The organism is Stenotrophomonas sp. 10N36 (genome assembly GCF_056395005.1).
Genome location: NZ_JBFTIS010000031.1, coordinates 1 through 18,868 on the forward strand (window position 1 = coordinate 1; position 18,868 = coordinate 18,868).

At 67.8% G+C, this 18,868-nt stretch carries 12 protein-coding genes; 3 read left to right on the forward strand and 9 right to left on the reverse strand.

Annotated features, from left to right (window positions below; all coding sequences use genetic code 11):
* Positions 1-183: 183 nt before the first annotated feature.
* Positions 184-753 (reverse strand): single-stranded DNA-binding protein, encoded by a 570-nt coding sequence (locus AC1DCJ_RS19620; protein ID WP_478071730.1) that lies wholly within the window; start codon positions 751-753, stop codon positions 184-186.
* Positions 754-1,040: 287 nt separating this feature from the next.
* Here AC1DCJ_RS19620 and AC1DCJ_RS19625 point away from each other — a divergent pair, with 287 nt between their 5' ends.
* Complete coding sequence (locus tag AC1DCJ_RS19625) at positions 1,041-2,072, forward strand: LacI family DNA-binding transcriptional regulator (protein ID WP_137188841.1); 1,032 nt, start codon at positions 1,041-1,043, stop codon at positions 2,070-2,072.
* On the opposite strand, the gene AC1DCJ_RS19630 is transcribed toward AC1DCJ_RS19625, so the two are convergent.
* A complete protein-coding gene (locus tag AC1DCJ_RS19630) occupies positions 2,058-3,434 on the reverse strand; it encodes an alpha/beta hydrolase family protein (RefSeq protein WP_478071731.1) in 1,377 nt (458 codons plus the stop codon). The two genes, AC1DCJ_RS19625 and AC1DCJ_RS19630, sit on opposite strands and share 15 nt — an antisense overlap.
* A gap of 209 nt (positions 3,435-3,643) precedes the next feature.
* Here AC1DCJ_RS19630 and AC1DCJ_RS19635 point away from each other — a divergent pair, with 209 nt between their 5' ends.
* Positions 3,644-4,537: an ABC transporter ATP-binding protein gene (locus AC1DCJ_RS19635; protein ID WP_448133189.1), complete on the forward strand. Its 894-nt coding sequence runs from the start codon at positions 3,644-3,646 to the stop codon at positions 4,535-4,537.
* 13 nt (positions 4,538-4,550) lie between these two features.
* Positions 4,551-8,129: an ABC transporter permease/M1 family aminopeptidase gene (locus tag AC1DCJ_RS19640; protein ID WP_478071732.1), complete on the forward strand. Its 3,579-nt coding sequence runs from the start codon at positions 4,551-4,553 to the stop codon at positions 8,127-8,129.
* Positions 8,130-8,136: 7 nt separating this feature from the next.
* Here the strand turns inward: AC1DCJ_RS19640 and AC1DCJ_RS19645 are convergent, their stop codons facing one another.
* The 7 genes from AC1DCJ_RS19645 to AC1DCJ_RS19675 all read right to left on the reverse strand — a co-directional run bounded on the left by AC1DCJ_RS19645 (position 8,137) and on the right by AC1DCJ_RS19675 (position 18,613).
* Complete coding sequence (locus AC1DCJ_RS19645; protein ID WP_478071733.1) at positions 8,137-8,466, reverse strand: hypothetical protein; 330 nt, start codon at positions 8,464-8,466, stop codon at positions 8,137-8,139.
* Positions 8,467-8,564: 98 nt separating this feature from the next.
* Positions 8,565-10,637 carry a hybrid sensor histidine kinase/response regulator gene (locus tag AC1DCJ_RS19650; protein WP_478071734.1) on the reverse strand — a complete coding sequence of 691 codons (2,073 nt, stop codon included), beginning with the start codon at positions 10,635-10,637 and terminating at the stop codon, positions 8,565-8,567.
* Entirely contained in the window at positions 10,627-12,138 is a 1,512-nt protein-coding gene (locus tag AC1DCJ_RS19655) for a DUF7125 family protein (RefSeq protein ID WP_447596198.1), read from the reverse strand. The genes AC1DCJ_RS19650 and AC1DCJ_RS19655 overlap by 11 nt, the downstream gene beginning before the upstream one ends.
* 177 nt (positions 12,139-12,315) lie before the next feature.
* Positions 12,316-12,696 carry an SseB family protein gene (locus AC1DCJ_RS19660; RefSeq protein ID WP_448135432.1) on the reverse strand — a complete coding sequence of 127 codons (381 nt, stop codon included), beginning with the start codon at positions 12,694-12,696 and terminating at the stop codon, positions 12,316-12,318.
* Between the two features lie 516 nt (positions 12,697-13,212).
* Complete coding sequence (locus AC1DCJ_RS19665) at positions 13,213-14,928, reverse strand: alpha-amylase family glycosyl hydrolase (protein WP_478071735.1); 1,716 nt, start codon at positions 14,926-14,928, stop codon at positions 13,213-13,215.
* The gene (locus AC1DCJ_RS19670) at positions 14,928-16,415 is read right to left on the reverse strand and encodes an MFS transporter (protein WP_478071736.1); all 1,488 of its coding nucleotides are present in this window, start codon (positions 16,413-16,415) and stop codon (positions 14,928-14,930) included. The genes AC1DCJ_RS19665 and AC1DCJ_RS19670 overlap by 1 nt, the downstream gene beginning before the upstream one ends.
* Positions 16,412-18,613: an alpha-L-rhamnosidase-related protein gene (locus tag AC1DCJ_RS19675; protein ID WP_478071737.1), complete on the reverse strand. Its 2,202-nt coding sequence runs from the start codon at positions 18,611-18,613 to the stop codon at positions 16,412-16,414. The genes AC1DCJ_RS19670 and AC1DCJ_RS19675 overlap by 4 nt, the downstream gene beginning before the upstream one ends.
* Positions 18,614-18,868: the final 255 nt, after the last annotated feature.

Genomic DNA, 18,868 nt, shown 5'->3' on the forward strand with positions numbered 1-18,868 from the left:
GGGACACATTCACCGCCTTGCATTACATGGACCGACAGCTCGGGCACTACCCTTGCTCGTCTGATTTCACGTATGCGTGGCTATATCCGATTGTCCTTCCGGTCAAAAAAAACACAAAAAAGAAGGAGCCCCACGAATGGGGCTCCTGTTGGACCTTTATCAACTCTTACAGCTAAGTGTTCGCTAGAACGGAATATCGTCGTCAGCGAAGTCGTCCATCGGCGGGGCCGGCTGCTGGGGCTGCTGCTGCGGGCGCTGCTGGCCGTAACCACCGCCCTGCCCGCCCTGGCGCTGACCACCGCCACCGCCGCCGCCACCGCCGTACTCCTGGCGCGGGGCCTGCTGACGCTGCGGACGCTCGCCGCCGCCGTAGTTGCCACCGGCACCGGCGCCTGCACCGCCACCACCGCCGCCTTCACCGCGGCCGCCCAGCATCTGCATTTCGTCGGCGATGATGTCGGTGGAGTACTTCTCCACGCCGTCCTGGCCGGTGTACTTGTCGTAACGCAGACTGCCTTCGACGTAGACCGAGCTGCCCTTGCGCAGGTATTCGCCGGCGATTTCACCGAGCTTGCCGAAGAACACCACGCGGTGCCATTCGGTACGCTCCTGCTGGTTGCCATCCTTGTCCTTGCGGACGCTGGTGGTGGCCAGGCTGATGCGGGTGATCGCCATGCCGCCTTGGGTGTACTTCACGTCCGGGTCGTTGCCGAGGTTGCCGACCAGGATGACTTTATTGATGCCGCGCGCCATAGGGTTGCTCTTCCGTTGTCCGAGGGCAGGCCGCAGTCATAACACAGCGCCGTGCGGGCTGCAGATACGCAGGGCCACCCACGGGAGAATGGGGTGGGGTCCAGAATGCCCCATCTTACCATCGCCGCCCCGCCCGCCCCCGTCAGGATTCCGGCCAGAACCCGTCGGATTCCCCCGCAGCCCATGGGCGGCAAGGCCCGCGACCGTTCAGCCGACCCGCCGGCCGCCCGGCCACGCCCGCGCGGCGCATGGCATCATGCAGGTCGTCGTTCCCGCCGTTCCCAGCAATGACCATCCGCGGCAAAGCCACCTCCCTGGACATCGCCCACCTGGCCGGGGTGTCGCAGCCGACCGTCTCGCGCGCCCTGCGCGGCAGCCCGATGGTCAATCCGGAAACCCGCGAGCGCATCCTGCGCATCGCCCGGGAGCTGAACTACAAGGTCGACAAGAACGCCTCCAGCCTGCGCCTGCGCAATGCCGGCACGCTGGCCCTGCTGTTCTTCGAAGACCCCACCAACGACGACTCGCTGATCAACCCGTTCTTCCACGCCATGCTGGGCTCGATCACCCGTGCCTGCGCGCTGCGCGGCTACGACCTGCTGGTGTCCTTCCAGCAGCTGTCCACCGACTGGCAGGCCGATTACGAAGACAGCAACAAGGCCGACGGCATCATCCTGCTCGGCTATGGCGACTACCACGAGTCGCGCGAGCGGCTGCAGCGGCTGGTTGAACAGGGCACCCACTTCGTGCGCTGGGGCGCGGCCCTGCCCGACCAGCCCGGGGTCTCGATCGGCAGCGACAACTTCCAGGGCGGTTTCGACATCACCGCCCACCTGCTCGACCAGGGCTGCCAGCGCATCGCCTTCATCGGCCACGCGTCCAGCCACTACCCCGAGTTCGAGGAGCGCTACCGCGGCCATGTGGCGGCGATGGCGGCACGCGGCATCGACGCCGAACCGGGCCTGCAGCACGACGCGATCACCACCGAGCAGGACGGGTTCGATGCCTGCCAGGCGTTGCTGGCACGCGGCGAGACGCTGGATGGCGTGTTCGCGGCCAGCGACCTGATCGCCATCGGCGCCATGCGGGCACTGCGCGAGCACGGGCTGCGCGTGCCGCAGGATGTGGCCCTGGCCGGCTTCGACGATATTCCGCTGGCCGCATCGGTGTCGCCGCCGCTCACCACCGTGCAGCAGGACACCAAACAGGCCGGGCAGCTGCTGGTGGAAAAGCTGCTGGCGCTGATCAGCGGCGCGCCGGTGGACGGGCAGACCATTCCGGTGAAGCAGGTGCTGCGCGAGTCGTCACGGCGGCGTTGAGCGCGGCCCCGTTTCGACCCGTGCCGCGCCGTAGGAAGCCGCCAACGGCCGCGCCAGGATGAAGTCCTGCATCAGCCGCAGGTAGCCGTCCGGCTGACGGGTGGAGACGCGCTCGCCGGTCGCATCGCGTTCGAAGTCGTACATGCCGTGGTCGGCATCGGGAAACACCGCCGTCTGGATCGGGCGGCCATCGCGCTGCAGGCGGGCCAGCCGCTGCAGGGTTTGCCCGGGCGGCGCGTCGCGATCCTGCCCGGCCAGCAGCCACAACTGCGGCACGTCCAGGTGTTCCAGCACCGGCAGCGGATCATAGTCGGCCGGCACGCCCTCGAGCAGGCGCGGGCCGTCGACGCGCACGGTCGCTTCCGGGGTCGCCAGCAGGTAGCCACTGATGTTGCCGCGCACAGACTTGAACCACGGCAGGTGGCCGTAGCGGGCTTTGACGGACGCCATCTGCGTGAACCCGTCGGTGAAGCCGCTGCCGACAATGGCCGCCGACGCATCGGCCACTTCCATCGCCTTGGCGGTGTCATCGGCGCCCACGCCTGCGCGTGCCATGTCATAGGCGATGGCTTCGCGATCCTCGTCCAGCGGCGATACCGCCAGCCCGAAACTGACGATGACGAAGTCGACCGGCTCGATGCGTGCGGCCAGCGGCGCCACCCACCCGCCCTGGCTGCCGCCCTGGTAGCCGAGCCGGCCGGCCCGCGCACCCGCCAGGCGGCGGGCCTGGCGCGCGGCGTGGATGGCGTCGTTGGCCAGGGTCAGGTAGTTCTGGGTGTAGCGCCCGCCCGAGTCACCGGTGCCGCGCTTGTCGTAGGCGAACACGCCGATGCCGGCGGCGGCGAATTCGCGCTGCAGTGAATAGGCCGGCAACGCGGCATCGTGCTCTGCGCCATGCACCAGCACCACGATCGGCACCTGGCCGTTGCCCGGCGGCAAGGTCAGCCGTCCGGCCAGCGTGACGCCGCCGGACACGAAGCGGGTGTCGGTCTGTATGAGTGCGATGCGCTCGCCGGGCTGGCCGTCGAAGCGGATGGTTGTGCTGCCGCACGCAGGCAACTGGACAGTATGACCATCGGCCCGGTCGGTCCAGCCCAGCGTACTGGCCCAGCGACGATGGCCGCGCGCCTGCAGCTGCCCGGTGCGTCCGTCCGGGAGCCGCCAGCGCAGTTGCTCGGCCGTTGCTCCCGGTCCGATATCCAGGCTGCCGCCATCGGCCATGCGGTAGCTGCCGACCGCGCACTGCGCGGCGGTGGCGACATCGGGCGCCGGCGCGGCGCTGGCCAGTGCGCTGCTGGCCAGCAGCGCCCACAACGCGCTCCCGCGCAGGACCGTGCGGGTCGGATGGAGGTGGATCGGCATGGCACGCTCCTGCAGTGGATGGCCCAGCCTGCCTGCCCGGCTGGCCAGGCGCCAGCGCGGTGCGATGAAACCGACCTGGTCGCGATGAAGCCCGTCGTGCCGGGAGCAGATGCCCGCCGCTCTCGACCGCACCCATGACTTACGGCGGATGTGGCCGGGCCGCTTTGCCGCGATAAGTCGTTCACCATTCAGGGGAAGGTGTCCGACGCATGCTGCAGATCCGCTCGCTGTCCAAGACCTACGCCAACGGCGTGCACGCACTCAACGGCGTCACCCTCGACATTCCGCGCGGCATGTTCGGGCTGCTCGGCCCCAACGGCGCGGGCAAGTCGTCGTTGATGCGCACGCTGTCCACGCTGCAGGAAGCCGACAGTGGCAGCGTGACCCTGGAGATTCCCGGCGAGCCGGCCATCGACGTGCTGCGCGACAAGGACGCGGTGCGCCGCCGGCTGGGCTACCTGCCGCAGGATTTCGGGGTGTACCCCAAGGTCAGCGCACTGGATCTGCTGGACCACTTCGCCGTGCTCAAGGGCATTACCCACAAGGCGCAGCGTCGCGAGGTGGTGGACGGGCTGCTGCAGCAGGTGAACCTGTGGGATGCCCGCAAGCGCAAGCTGGGCACGTATTCGGGCGGCATGCGCCAGCGCTTCGGCATTGCCCAGGCGTTGCTGGGCGACCCGCGGCTGGTGATCGTCGATGAGCCCACCGCCGGGCTGGACCCGGAAGAGCGCAACCGGTTCCTCAACCTGCTGGCCGCCATCGGCGAGAACGTGGCGGTGATCCTGTCCACCCATATCGTCGAAGACGTCACTGACCTGTGCCCGAGCATGGCCATCATGAACAAGGGCCAGGTACTGCTGACCGGCAAGCCGAGCGATGCCATCGACGCGTTGCAGCAGCAGGTCTGGCGCAAGCAGGTGGACAGCGCCGAACTGGCCACCTACGAAGCCAACCATGTGGTGCTCTCCACCCGCCTGGTGGGCGGCCGCCCGGTGATTCACGTGCACAGCGCCAGCGACCCCGGCGACGGGTTCCAGCCGGTGGCCCCGGACCTTGAGGATGTGTATTTCCAGCGACTGCGCCTGCAGTCGCGGGCCGCCTGACCGGAGCGCGCCCATGATCACTGCCTTCTTCCGCTTCGAGCTGCGCGAGCAGCTCCGTTCCCCGCTGCTGTGGCTGCTGTCGGTGCTGTTTGCCGCGCTGGCCTTCGCGGCGGCCTCCAGCGATGCCGTGCAGATCGGCGGGGGTGCCGGCAACGTGCACAGCAATGCCCCGATCGTGATTGCCCGCTTCATGGGCATCTTCACCATGATGGGCATGCTGGTGTCCGCCCTGCTGGTGAGCAATGCGCTGCTGCGCGACTTCGAACTGGGCACCGCCGAGCTGATCTTCGCCAGCCCGATCAAACGCCGTGACTACCTGGCCGGGCGCGTCCTGGCCGCGCTGTGCGCCGGTCTGCTGTTCTACCTGATCATCGCGCTGGGCCTGCTGCTGGCCCCGTTCATGCCGTGGGTGGACCCGGCACGGATAGGCCCCACCCCGCTGCGCGCCTATGCGTGGACGTTCGCGGTGATCGTGCTGCCCAACCTGGTGTTCACCACCGCGCTGCTGGCGATGCTGGCCGCGCTGACCCGCTCGATCCTGTGGGTGTACATCGGCCTGGTGGGCTACTTCGTGCTGTACGGGGTGAGCGCCTCGCTGCTGCGCGACATCGACAACACCTGGATCGCCACGCTGGCCGAACCGCTGGGCATGCGCGCGCTGGGCCGCACCGTGCGCTACTGGGCGACCGAGCAGAGCAACACCCAGCTGCCGCAGCTGGCCGGCTACGTGCTGGCCAACCGCGCGCTGTGGCTGGGCGTGGCGGTGGCGCTGTTCGCGGCGACGTTCGCGCTGTTCCGCACCGAGCGCAGCGGCAGTGGGCGCCGGCGCTGGGGCCGCAAGCCCGCCGCGCCGGTCGCCGCCGCCACCCGCCCCACGCAGCTCACCGTGCCGCGCATCCACCCGACCTTCGGCGCCGCTACCGGCTGGCGGCAGTACCTGCGCCAGGTCCGCTTCGACACCGCCGGCGTGCTGCGCAGCGTGCCGTTCCTGGTGCTGCTGGTGCTGGGCCTGGCCAACTTCATCCCGGGCGCGTTGTCGCAGGAGACGCTGTACGGCACGCCGATCTACCCGGTCACGGCGCAGATGCTCGGCGCGCTGCAGGGCGCCTACAGCTGGCTGCTGGTGATCATCGTGCTGTTCTACGCCGGCGAGCTGGTGTGGAAGGAACGCACCGCGCGGCTCAATGAAGTCAACGACGCCATGCCGGTGACCAACTGGGTGCCGCTGCTGGCCAAGTTCAGCGTGCTGGTGATGGTGATCGTGTGCTTCCAGGCGATCGGCGCGCTGGCCTCGATGGCGTTGCAGCTGGGCCAGGGCTACACCCAGCTTGAGCCGTTGGTGTACCTCGAAACGCTGGCGCTGGGTTCGGTGTTCTACGTGCTGATGGGCGGCATGGCGCTGGTGCTGCAGGTGCTGACCAACAACAAGTTCCTTGGCTATGCGCTGCTGATCGTGGTGATGATCGGCCAGGTGGCGCTGGGAATGCTGGACTACACCCAGAACCTCTACAACTTCGGCAACTGGCCCAACGCACCGTATTCGGATATGAACGGCTTCGGCCACTTCCTGACCGGGCAGCTGGCCTTCCAGGGCTACTGGGGCCTGTTGCTGGTGGCGCTGCTGTGCCTGGCGTCGGCGTTCTGGGTACGCGGGGTCGGCATGGGGCTGCGCCAACGCCTCGCCCTGGCCGGACGCCGCCTGCGCGGCCCCGCCGGCGTGGGCGCGGTGGCGGCCTTGCTGGCCTTCGTCGCGGTAGGCGGCTGGCTGTACTGGAACACCAACATCCGCAATCCGTTCCTCTCTCCGGACCAGCAACGCGACCTGCAGGTGCGCTACGAGCGCGAGCTGTCCAAGTACCGCCACCTGCCGCAGCCGCGGATCACCGCGGTGGACAACCGCGTGGACCTGCACCCGGAAACCCAGTCGGTCACCATTGATGCCGACTGGACCGTGCGCAACACCCACGCCGCGCCGATCACCGATATCCATATCGCAATGGGCGATGACCGCCAGCTGGTGGCGGTGGACCTGGGCGGGCAGACGCTGGCCTTCCACGACGTGGACCTGGGCTACCGCATCTACCGCCTGGCAACGCCGCTGCAGCCGGGCGAAGAGCGCCGCGTGCACTTCCGCGTGGACCAGCACCCGAACGGCATCACCGCCGGGCAGGCGCCAACCAACCTGGTGGCCAACGGCAGCTTCTTCAACAGCCGCATGCTGCCCTCGTTCGGCTACGACGCAGGCAACGAGCTGGAGGACCGCAACGAGCGCCGCAAGCGCGGGCTGGGTGAGCCAACCCGCATGCCCAAGCTGGAGGACGAGGCTGCGCGCGCCAACACCTACATTTCCGATGATGCCGACTGGCTCGACTTCCGCACCACCATCTGCACCGCGCCGGACCAGATCGCACTGGCACCCGGCTACCTGCAGGAGGAGAAGACGGTGGACGGGCGGCGCTGCTTCCGCTATGCCATGGACCGGCCGATGCTCAACTTCTACGCGTACCTGTCCGCGCGTTGGGAGGTCAAGCGCGGCATGTACAAGGACATCCCGATCGAGGTGTATTACGACCCGCGCCACGGCTACAACGTGGACCGGATGATCGAGGCGGTGCAGAAGTCGCTGGCGTACTACGAGGCCAACTTCACCCCGTACCAGCACCGCCAGGTGCGCATCATCGAGTTCCCCGGCTACCAAAGCTTCGCGCAGTCCTTCGCCAACACCATTCCCTACGCCGAGTCGATCGGCTTCATCGCCGACCTGCGCGACCCGGACAAGATCGACTACGTGTTCTACGTGACCGCGCACGAGATCGCGCACCAGTGGTGGGCGCACCAGGTGATCGGTGCCAACGTGCAGGGGGCCACGGTGCTGTCCGAGTCGCTGTCGCAGTACTCGGCGCTGATGGTGATGGAGAAGACGTACGGCCGCGCGCACATGCGCCAGTTCCTCAAGACCGAACTGGACCGCTACCTGGCCGGGCGTGGCGGCGAGCGCATCGAGGAGCTGCCGCTGGAGCGGGTGGAGAACCAGCAGTACATCCACTACGAGAAGGGTTCGCTGGTGTTCTACCGCCTGCGCGAGGAGATCGGCGAGGCCGCGCTCAACCGTGCACTCAAGCGCTTCCTGCAAGACAAGGGCTACCAGCAGCCGCCGTACACCACCTCACGCGAGCTGCTGGGCTACATCCGCGCCGAGACCCCGGCCGACCGCCAGCAGGTGGTCACCGACCTGTTCGAGAAGATCACCCTGTACGACAACCGCCTGCTGGACGCCAAGGCGCGCAAGCGTGCCGATGGCAAGTACGAGGTCACCCTGAAGCTGCACGCCGAAAAGCGCTACGCCGACGGCGGCGGCAAGGAGACGGCCGGCACCATGGACGACTGGATCGAGGTGGGCGTATTCGCCAACGCCCTCTCGGGCAAGGAGCGCGACCAGAAGGTGCTGTACCTGCAGCGCCACCACGTCACCGAGGCGACGCCGACGATCACCGTGGTGGTGGACGGCAAGCCGGACGAAGCCGGGTTTGATCCGTACAACAAGTTGATCGACCGGGTCAGCGATGACAACCGGCGCAAGGTGAGCCTGTAATCGGGCCTCAGATCATTGGATAGTCCTGCCTCGTACCCAGGCGCTGCCGCCAAGGCAGCGCTTGGCACTGCTGACGGTGCCGGGTCCCATGCAGATCGCGGGGGACCATGTACCAGACTTCGACACTGAAAGGGCCTGTCACGTACGCTGACAAGTCGCTGCGCAGCATGACAATCTTGTTCCCCCACAAATCCCTGCCAAAAACGTTCCTGCGCTGTATGTCAGCATAGGTGGAATCCTCGCAGCTCGACAACGACATCCACGCGCTGGCATAGCCAATACCCACGGCGGTGACGGCAACCGCGCTTGCGGCAATGGCCCACGTCTTCCATTTCATTCGAGCACGCTCCTTCGTTGATCGCTGGCTGCCAAGCTTAGAGCAACAGCCACGCCGACGGTGAAGCGTCCGGGCGCCATCCCCGTCCACCCATCCGGTCAAACCGTCTTGGACACCTGCGCCTCCGCCATCGACTGGCGGACTGCAGCACTGAATGCGTCCAGCAGGAACGGTTTGGCGATCATCGCCATGCCCGCCTCCAGGAACGATGCACGCTCCTGCGCCTTCTCGGCATAGCCGGTCATGAACAGCACCGGCAATGTCGGGCGCGACTGTCGCGCGATCTCGGCCAGCTGGCGGCCGTTGAGCCCGGGCAGCCCGACATCGGTAATGAGCAGGTCGATGCCACGCGATGATTGCAGGATCGGGATCGCGCCATTGGCATCGCCCACCACCTCCACCTGATAGCCGAGGTCCTCCAGCACCACGGTCACCAGCATGCGTACCTGTTCGTCGTCTTCGACCACCAGGATGGACTGGCCGGCGCCCAGCGAGACCTGGGCAGCACTGACGACCGTGTCCGGCTCCGCCGCAGGCTCGGCCAGCGGGATGTAAAGCGAAATGGTGGTGCCCTGGCCGGGCACGGAGTCGATGGCGATGTGGCCACCGGACTGCTGCATGAAGCCATACACCATCGACATGCCCAGGCCGGTGCCCTTGCCGATCGGCTTGGTGGTGAAGAACGGCTCGAAGGCACGCTCCACCACCTCCGGCGGCATGCCGGTGCCGGTGTCGGCGACACCGACGACCGCGTAAACACCGGCCGGTATCGTGGCCGACACGCCCTCGCCCACCCGCACCAGCGACGTGCTCAGTTCAAGCTGGCCGCCATTGGGCATCGCATCGCGTGCGTTGATCGCCAGGTTCAGCACCGCGCTTTCGAACTGGTTGGTGTCCAGCGCGGCATGCAGCGGATCGGCCGCCAGCCGGGTCTGGATGTGCACCGTTTCGCCCAGCGTGCTGCGCAGCAGGTGCTGCAGCGACCCCACCAGTTCATTGAGCTCCACCGGCTTGGAATCCAGCGACTGCCGGCGCGAGAACGCCAGCAGGCGCTGGGTGAGGCTGGCCGCACGCTGGCTGGACGCGGTGGCGGTGTCCAGGAAGCGCTCCAGGTCGTCGTAGCGGCCCTTTTCCAGCCGCAGCCGCACGATGTCCAGCGCCGAGAGGATGCCGGTAAGCATGTTGTTGAAGTCGTGCGCGATGCCGCCGGTAAGCTGGCCAATGGCCTCCATCTTCTGCGACTGGCGCAGCGCGGCTTCGCTGGCTTCGCGCGCGGCCATCTGCGCTTCCAGCTCACGCGTGCGCTGGGCAACCATCACCTCCAGCTGCTGGGCGTGCTGCCGGCTGACCTCCAGCGCCACCTTGGAGGCGGTGATGTCGGTGACGAACACATGGAAGCCGTCGGGGCTGCCGTCGGCGCCGAAGCGCGGCGAGTAGCGCACCTCCACATCACGGCGGCGGCCATCCCGGCGTGGCCAGCTGCTCTCGAACAGCGCTTCGCGCCCGGCCAGGGCGCGCGCCATCGCCGGCTTGCGCGATTCCCACGCCTCGGCGCCGATGACCGCACTGACGTGCTGGCCGATGACCTCGCCGATCGGCAGGCCGAACCACGCCTCATAGGCCTTGTTGGCGAACCGGTAGTGCAACGAGCGGTCGATGAAGGCGATCAGCACCGGCATGGCGTCGGCGATCAGGCGCAGCTCGGCTTCGCTGCGGACCAATGCCACGCGGCTGTCGGCCAGGGCCTGCATCTGATCGCGGACCACGTACTGCTTCTCGCGTGCACGCAGGGCGCCCTGCACCGCGCTGAGCAGCGAAATGCTGCCCAGCGGCCGGTCCAGCTCGATCACGTTGAGCGTGCGCGGCAGCAGGCCATCGGCAGGCGAACGGCGGTGCGCGCGCGGCGAGCGCAGCAGGATGAACGGCAGGTCCGACCAGGCCGGTTGCTGCGCCAGCGCCTCCACCAACGCGTCGATGCCGCTTGCCACCGCCTCTTCGGTGACCAGCACCGCCCCGGCGCGCGCGTCCAGCGCGTCGGCCAGTGCGGCCAGGGTCGGCGCTATCGCGGTGGCCAGCCCGGCACTGTGCAGCACTGCGGCGATACTCTCGGCATCGCGTCCAAACGGGGCAACGATATGGACAACGCCCGCCCCGCCGCTGTCATCCGGCATAGGGATGGCCCAGCAACGCGCCGTTGTCGCCGACGAACTCCGGGGTGCCGGTCAGGATGCCCTTGAACTCCTTCAGCGGGCTGCTCAGCGACACCCCGCGGCCGTCTATCTTGAGCTCGCGGATGGTGTCTTCATGGCCACCGCCCCGGTTCTTGATCACCGAGACTGCCTTGCGGATGCGACCCTGTGCTTCGAAGAAGCGGAACAGAATGACCGCATCGGCGATGTAGGACACGTTGATGTTGCCGGTGGACATGGTGCCGACCAGTCCGTGCTGCGGATTGATCAGGAACGTCACCACGCCCTTCTGGTTGAGGTAGGAGAGCATCTCGTGCAGCTGCAGCATCAGCTGCTTTTCCTGCGGCATCGCCGCGACATACCCGTTGAGGCTGTCGATCAGCAGCACGCTGCAGCCGCGTTCCTCGACCGCGCGCTGAATGTTCCAGGAGAATTCGCCCGGCGAGATCTCGGCCGGGTCCATCTGCATGATCTCCAGGCGACCGGCCTGCAGGTGCGCCTCAAGGTCCATGCCCAGCGCCTTGGCCCGGATCAGCAGCGTGCCCACGCGCTCATCGAACTCGAAGATGCAGCACTTCTCGCCCCGCTCGCAGGCGGCCCAGATGTACTGCAGCGCCACGTTGGTCTTGCCGCTGCCGGCCGGGCCGGTCAACAGCGTGCAGGTGCCGCGCAGCGGCCCCCCGCCGAGCAGGTGATCGATCGCGGGCACGCCGCTGCTGATCGTGGTCCCCACGAACTGTTCGTGGTGCTGGGACGCGATCAGGCGCGGAAACACTTCCAGCCCGCCTTCGCGGATGACCATGTCATGGTAGCCGGCGACGAAATCCACGCCGCGCAGTTTCTGCACCTGCAGCCGGCGACGTGCGGCGCCAAAGTCCAGGGTCAGCCGCTCCAGCGACAGCACGCCGTGGCACAGGCTGTGCAGCTGCCCATCGCGGTCTTCGCTGGTGGAGGTGAGGTCATCGACCAGGAATACGGTCGTACTCTTGGGCGCGAAGAACTGCTTCAGCGCCAGGATCTGGCGACGGTAGCGCAGCGAATCCTGCGCCAGCAGGCGCAGCTCGGACAGCGAGTCGAACACCACCCGGCTGGGGCGGATGCGGTCCACTTCCCCCAGGATCAGGTTGACCGTTTCATCCAGCTCGACCTCCCAGGCGTGCAGCACCGACTGCAGCCGACCGTTGCCCAGCGCGTCCTCGGCCGAACCCAGTTCGAACAGGTGCAGCCCTTCCAACGACCAGCCGTGTGCGCTGGCAACTTCGCGCAGCTCCTCGGCGGTCTCGGAGAGCGTGATGTACAGGCAGCGCTCGCCCTTCTTGAGCCCCTGCAGCAGGAACTGCAGCGACAGCGTGGTCTTGCCGGAGCCTGGAGGTCCTTCCAGCAGGTACAGCCGCCCTTGCGGGAAGCCGCCGCGGAGGATCTGATCCAGGCCCTGGATGCCGGTGGTGACGCGGGAAGTTTGTGTCTGCATAGGTTCGCCAATTTCGACGCGGCGAGTCTAGCAACGGCTTCTGTGTAGATATTGTGTGACCCGCATCTCTCGACGAGGACCGATTAAGTAATGTCGATGCCGCGTAAAAAGCAACCGTGCCCTACGCGTAGAGCCGGGCTCTGCCCGGCTGCCCCCACATAACGCCGGGCTCTGCCCAGCGGCCATCGATCACCCAAAATCCTTCAAAATCTCCCCGATCCCCGTCGCCGACAGTTCCAGCCCCAGCCGCGTCCCCGGGTTGACCACCACGCCGTACCCGCCGGGCACGCGCTTGAGCACCTCGATCATCTGCATCCGGATCGTGTGCGGCGCCTGCTGGCTGTGGAAGCCCACCCGCGCCATATCGGTGAACACGGCCACGTGCAGCACGCCCTGCTTGTCGAACAGCAACGGGTCGAACCCGCTGCCGTCGGGGGTGACCAGGCTGCCGGTGAGCAGCACCACCTCGGAGGCCACGAAGGCCTTCATGAACAACCCGATCGGCAACTGGCCGTCCATCGCGGACTGCAGCAGGGTTTCGATCGGCGTTTGCGGGGGCAGTTCGGTCATGACGCGGACAGGTTGGGCGTGGGGTCGCCATTGTACCTGCGGCCCCTGCCATACCGATCCACAACCGTCACTGGCGCGGGTGGCTACCGGTCAGGCCGAAAGCGCAGCCATCCGTATACGAGGAGCGCAGGCACAGGACCTATCGCGGCACCGCCTGCAAATAGCCACGCGCGACGGCCCTGCAGGCGGGAGCACCAGTACAGATGATAGGCCGCCCCCCAGCTACCCACCCAGGCAAGAAGCGGCGCCGGCGTGTCGCGCAAGTCGAAACCGAACGCCAGTACAAGATCCAGGATCAGCGACAACGCAACACCGGTCACCAACCACGTGGCTGCGAGCCCTTGGTGGTACGACTCGCTTCGCTTGAGTGGGTGCATTGGCTGGTCCTTTGCCGACATCGGTCACGGAGGCACGGCCTGGCCTCGACGTCGCCATTCTAGAGTGGCAGCACCCTCGCCGCGCGCCGATCCGACGAATGGGCCGATACCAGTCGGCGCACAGCTGTACCACTGAGGATCAGCGCTTCAATCGCTGATCCCGTGTGTGTTGGTCAACCATGGCTCTCTCCAAGGCGGCCTGCAGCACCGGCTGCTTCACCGGCGCATCCAGCAGATACACCTTGACCCCGTGCGCCGGCACCGTCGCCTTCAGGCTRCCGCCCACCTGCTGGCTGCCCCCGTCAAGCGCGTCGCGCCACTGGCCCGGCTGCAGGTAGCGGCGGACCTCCATGCTGCGCGCGGTGTCGCCCTTGTTGAGCAGCACCAGCGCGGTCTGGGTGGTGTCGCCGTGCTGGAGCACGCGGAAGAACACCGCTTCGTCGCCGTGCAGGCGCTCATTGACCTGCAGGCCGCGCTGCAGCGCCGGGGTCGCCTCGCGCAGGGTGGCGATGCGCTGCAGCGGCCCGAAGATCGGGCTCTGCGGCGCGGCGTCCACGCGCAGCTGGCCGAAGTAGGCGCGGTTGCCGGCGTGCTCGGCACGGCTGCGCATGAAGCCGGTTTCCGAGCCGTAGTACAGCACCGGAATGCCGCGCGCGGTGAACAGCCAGTTGTGCGCGTCGATGAAGCCGGCGTCGGTGGCGTCCAGGCGGGCCATGTCGTGGTTGTCGTAGAAGCTCATCAGCTCGTACGGGTTGGCGTACGGGCCGCCCACCAGGTGCAGCGGTTCGGCCAGCGTTTCAAAGCCCTTCTGCTCCTTGCCGAATACCGACGACAGCGCGCCGCGTAAGGGGAAATCCAGCACGCTGACGTTGGCGTTGGCCGGCCAGGTGTGTTCGGCGATCTTGCGGGCGTCGTAATCAAACGCCTCCCCGAACATGAACATGCCCGGGTGCGCGGCGCGGATGCGGCCCACGAATTCGTGCCACCACGGGTGCGGCAGCCAGCCGATGGTGTCGATGCGCAGCGCATCCACGCCCTGCGCGGTCCACTGCAGGTAGGCACCCACCAGGTAGTCCATCACCGCTGGGTTGTGTTCGTTGAAGTCGGACAGCTCGGCCAGGTTGCCGTCGAAGATCGAGCCGTTCTTGCCGTCGACCGGACCGGTGTTGTTGTAGAACGCATGCAGCCGGTTGTGCTGCGGGTCCAGCTGCTGCGGCGGCAGGTTCTGGTGGTCGGCTACCAGGGTGCCGTCCTTGTCGAAGATCTGGCCGAACTGCGGCTGGCGCGTAGGCATGGTCCAGGCCGGCGAACCGTGGTTGCCCACGATGTCCAGCACCACCTTCAGTTTGGCCGCGTGCAGGCCGCGGGTGAGCCCGGCAAAGTCCAGATCGGCGCTGGGCAGGTGCTCGTCCAGCGTGTAGAAATTGACGCCCCAGTAGCCGTGGTAGCCGGTCTTGCCGCGGTCGGTCAGAGTGCTGGTGCAGCTGATCGGCTTGCTGCCGGTGAACGCCTCGTCGGGGTTGTCCACGATCGGCGTGATCCACACCGCACCGAACCCAAGGCGGCGGATGTAGTCGGCATTGTCCAGCACGCCCTTGAAGTCGCCGCCCAGGTAGCCGATGTTGCCGTCCACCTTGTCCGGGCACGGCACCGGGATGTCGAAGGTGCGGTGTTTGCCGCCCTGGTCGCGGTGGTCGTTGGACGGGTCACCGTTGACGAAGCGGTCGGTGACCACGAAGTACACCGCATCGCTGGCAAACGGCTCGGTGGTACCGATGTAGTCCGGGCGCGGCGCAGCCACGGCCTGGCCGGCGGACAGAACAAGCAGGACAGCAACAGACAACGCAGCACGCATCACACCACCTCCGGACGGGACGGAACCCGCAGCACGCACAGACCAGCCACCAGCAGGCTGCAGCCGCCCAGCACCAGCACATGCATGGGCTGGCCACCCAGCCAGGCACGCAGGGCGAAGCCGAGCGCGCTGGCGGCCACCAGCTGCGGGATCACGATGAAGAAATTGAAGATGCCCATGTACACACCCATCTTCGCCGCCGGCACACTGTCGGACAGCAGTGCGTACGGCAGCGACAGGATCGAGGCCCAGGCAACGCCCACGCCCACCATCGACAGCAGCAGCCAGCGCGGATCGTCGATGAACATCATCGAGATCAGCCCCGCGCCGCCCAGCCACAGGTTGAGCAGATGGCTCCAGCGCAGCCCGAGCGCGCGCACCATCGGCGGAATCAACAGCGCCGCCAGCGCGGCGAAGCCGTTGTAGGCCCCGAACAGCACGCCGACCCAGTTGGCGCCTTCGTTATAGGCGGCCGACTCGGTCTCGGTCGCACCGAAGTGGACGCCGGCCACGGCGCGCGTGGTGAAGATCCACATCGCAAACAGCGCGAACCATGAGAAGAACTGCACCCATGCCAGCCGCCGCATGGTGGTCGGCATGGTGCGCAGGTCGCCCACGATCTGCGCCAGCATGTGGGTGCCGGGCAATACCCGCGCCAGGCCCAGCAGCACGCCGTACGCGGCACACAGACCGGCCAGCACGTACAGCATCTTGTCGCCCCGGTACCAGGCGATGAGCCCGGCCAGTACCACGCCCCCCCCCAGCCACAGCGCCGCCTGGTACCACGGTGCCGGCCCGCGCAAGGCGGTACCGGCCTGGTGCGCGGGCGGCTCGGCATCGGCGAACCCGGCCAGCTCGGCCGGCGAATACTCGCGCGTGCTGAATACCGTCCAGCAGATGGCCGCCAGCAGCACCACCGCGCCAACGTAGAACGCATAGCGCACGGTGTCGGGCACCTGCCCTGCCCCGGCGGTGTTGGCCACGCCGAAGTGGGCCAGCAGGAAGGGCAGGAAGCTGGCCACGATTGCGCCGATGCCGATGAAGAAGCTCTGCATCGCGTAGCCGGTTGGCCGCTGCCGCGGCGCCAGCTGGTCGCCGACGAAGGCACGGAACGGCTCCATCGACACGTTGATCGACGCGTCCAGTACCCACAGCGTGCCGGCGGCGATCCACAGCGTGGGCGAGTTGGGCATCACCAGCAGGGCCAGCGTGGTCAGCACCGCGCCAATCATGAAGTAAGGGCGACGCCGGCCCCAGCGGGTCCAGGTGCGGTCGGACCAGTAGCCGATCACCGGCTGCACCAGCAGCCCGGTCAACGGCGCGGCGATCCACAGCCCGGGCACGGCATCCATCGGCGCGCCGAGCGTCTCGAAAATGCGGCTGGCATTGGCGTTCTGCAGCGCGAACCCGAACTGGATGCCCATGAAGCCGAAGCACATGTTCCAGATCTGCCAGAACGACAGCGTGGGCTTGTCGGGGCGGCTCATCGTGCGTCCCCGTCGGTGGCGGCAATCGGTGCGATCAGCAGCGCGCTGACTGTGGCGTGGTTGAGCACTCCATCGCGCCCGCCCTTGCCGCCGTTGTAGGTGGCAAAGTGCGCCAGTGCGCTCATGTTGAAGCCGTCTTCCAGCGCGAAGCGGCAGCGCCCGCCGGGCAGGTCGAATTCGGCGGCGGTGGAGTCCTGCGGACCCACGCTGTGCGGCATCACCACGCTGGCACGCTGCGCCGGCTGGCCCGGGCACTGCACCACCAGCTGCTTCACCGCAGCGGTCACGCCGGTATTGATCGGGCCATTGGGGTTGTCGTAGCGCAGGCGCACGCGCACCCGGGTGGCCTTGGTGGCGGTCCAGTTCCAGGTGCTGGACCCGCGCAGACGCTGCTGCGGTCCGATGCAGGTCGTCGGGCTGTGCAGCGATTCAAGCGCACCCTCGCGGCGGGTGAAGCTCAGACAGTGCTGGTCGCCGTCGTCGATGAGCAGCAGCGGCGAGGCGGCGGTGACGGGGCGACCATCCCGCCACAGCACGTGGTTGGCCGGGATCGGGATCGACCATCCCGTGCCGTGCGCGGTGGGTGTCGGCGCGGCGGGCGTGGCGGGGGCGTAGGCGGTTGCAGATGCAGGCGCAGCCGGGCGTGGCTCGGCGCTGCCTGCGGCGGCCTGGGCCACCAGATGCACGGTGACCGTGTTGCCCCGGCGCACGATCTTCTTCGCCACCAGCAGGTCGCCGTCCAGCGTGCGCGGGCGCGTGAGGATGTAGCGGCGCTGGCCGTCGTCCAGTTCGATGCTGCGGCGCGTGCCGAACAACTGCGGCACCAGCGCGGTCGGCAGTTTGGGCGCCACCGTGCCGTCGGCTTCCACGCCGAACACGCCTTCGAGCACCATCGACAGGTAACCGGCCACCGACCACAGCTGGCGCGGCGAATTGACCACCGGGCCGCTCAATGCGCCCTCGTCGACATGCACGGCCAAGCTGCGCATCTCGTAGTTTTCCATGTTGGAACCGGCCAGCGCGCTGCCACGCATCAGCGATGCGATCTCCAGCTGGATGCGTGCGGCATCGTCCAGCCGGCGCGCGGCGCGCAGCGAATACGCGCTGACGAACGGCCAGACCGCGCGGTTGTGGTAGATCGGCTGCTGCGCTTCCTGCGGCCATACCACCGGGCTGCCGCCTTCCACCGCCGGGTAAGCGGCCAGCGCGCGGCGCGCACGGTCGGCGGGAAACACGTCGGCCAGCACGCCGAGCGAGAGCGCCAGCAGGTCGTACTTGGCATAGGGCACCGGGTGCGCCGCCTCGCCGATGTAACTCATGTACATGCCGGCATCGTCGCGCCAGAAGCGCGCGTCGATCTGCGTGGCCAGCGCATCCGCCCAGCCGGCGTACTGGCTGGCGCGGGCGTCGCCGCGGGCGCGCGCCAGCTGCTCGGCCAGGCGCAGCGCCTGGTAGTGCAGGACGTTGGTGGACAACGCGAAGGAGTCGCCGATGAAGCGCACGTCCTGGCGGGTCCAGTCCGGGTAAGTCTGTTCGCGCCAGTCGAGGAACGAGGTCTCGCCGCGGTACAGGCCGATGCGCGCATCGAACACCGACGCGCGGTCCTGCGCCAGGGTGGCCTGCAGCGCCTGCCAGGTCTGCTCGGCGAAGGCCGGGTCATCCTGCAGGTGGCGCGCGGCCAGGAACCACACCACCCGATCACTGCTGATCGGCCAGCTGCCGCCCGAACCGGTGTCCTGGGCCACGAACAGCCCCGGGGTGCGCCCGTCGCGCGCAGGCGACAGCTTGAACTGCAGCGACTGCCGGGCACGTTGCGGGTCCAGCCGGGCCAGCGCCAGGTCCGCTGCGAAGCTGACATCGCGGGTCCACACGTAGGGCCAGCGCTCGCCGGTCTGGAAGCAGTCGCACGGCACCGGGTTGCCCTGGTTGAAGGCCGGGTCGCGGATCGCATCCACGCGGTCGGCGTCCATCTCCTGCTGGGCCAGCGCGAACAGGGCGTCGAACAGCACACTGTCGGTGCGGCTGCGCATCGGCTGGGCGGCAATGGCCACCGTCTGGCCGGCGGACTGCAGGCGGAAGCCGCCATCGGCGGCCGTGTCGGCGCGCGCGGTGCGGCCGTCGAAGGTCAGGTCCGCCGCGGTTGCGGTCGAACCCAGCGCCAGCCCAAGGGCAGCGGTCAGGCAGATCATCTTCAGCATCGAAGCGGCTACCCGGCTTGCGCCCGGCGCCTCCCTCCCTCTTTGCACGCGTTGTGGTTACGCAACGCACGGTGCCGGCCAAGGTCGGTACCTCCCGGTCTGTGCACCGGTATGGCGTTGCGCTCGCGGCCCCCTCCCAGGGTGCCTGGCCCCATGGTAGACGGCAGGCTCCGGTGCGCGCCGCCTTGCATACGTATTCATGGCGCAGCGGCGGGACGACCGGGACGGCGTGGCTATAGTCCGAGCCAGACAACG

Coding starts and splice junctions, on each gene's coding strand:
- AC1DCJ_RS19620 (WP_478071730.1), bottom strand. CDS start 753: ATGGCGCGCGGCATCAATAAAGTCATCCTGGTCGGCAACCTCGGCAAC.
- AC1DCJ_RS19625 (WP_137188841.1), top strand. CDS start 1,041: ATGACCATCCGCGGCAAAGCCACCTCCCTGGACATCGCCCACCTGGCC.
- AC1DCJ_RS19630 (WP_478071731.1), bottom strand. CDS start 3,434: ATGCCGATCCACCTCCATCCGACCCGCACGGTCCTGCGCGGGAGCGCG.
- AC1DCJ_RS19635 (WP_448133189.1), top strand. CDS start 3,644: ATGCTGCAGATCCGCTCGCTGTCCAAGACCTACGCCAACGGCGTGCAC.
- AC1DCJ_RS19640 (WP_478071732.1), top strand. CDS start 4,551: ATGATCACTGCCTTCTTCCGCTTCGAGCTGCGCGAGCAGCTCCGTTCC.
- AC1DCJ_RS19645 (WP_478071733.1), bottom strand. CDS start 8,466: ATGAAATGGAAGACGTGGGCCATTGCCGCAAGCGCGGTTGCCGTCACC.
- AC1DCJ_RS19650 (WP_478071734.1), bottom strand. CDS start 10,637: ATGCCGGATGACAGCGGCGGGGCGGGCGTTGTCCATATCGTTGCCCCG.
- AC1DCJ_RS19660 (WP_448135432.1), bottom strand. CDS start 12,696: ATGACCGAACTGCCCCCGCAAACGCCGATCGAAACCCTGCTGCAGTCC.
- AC1DCJ_RS19670 (WP_478071736.1), bottom strand. CDS start 16,415: ATGAGCCGCCCCGACAAGCCCACGCTGTCGTTCTGGCAGATCTGGAAC.
- AC1DCJ_RS19675 (WP_478071737.1), bottom strand. CDS start 18,613: ATGCTGAAGATGATCTGCCTGACCGCTGCCCTTGGGCTGGCGCTGGGT.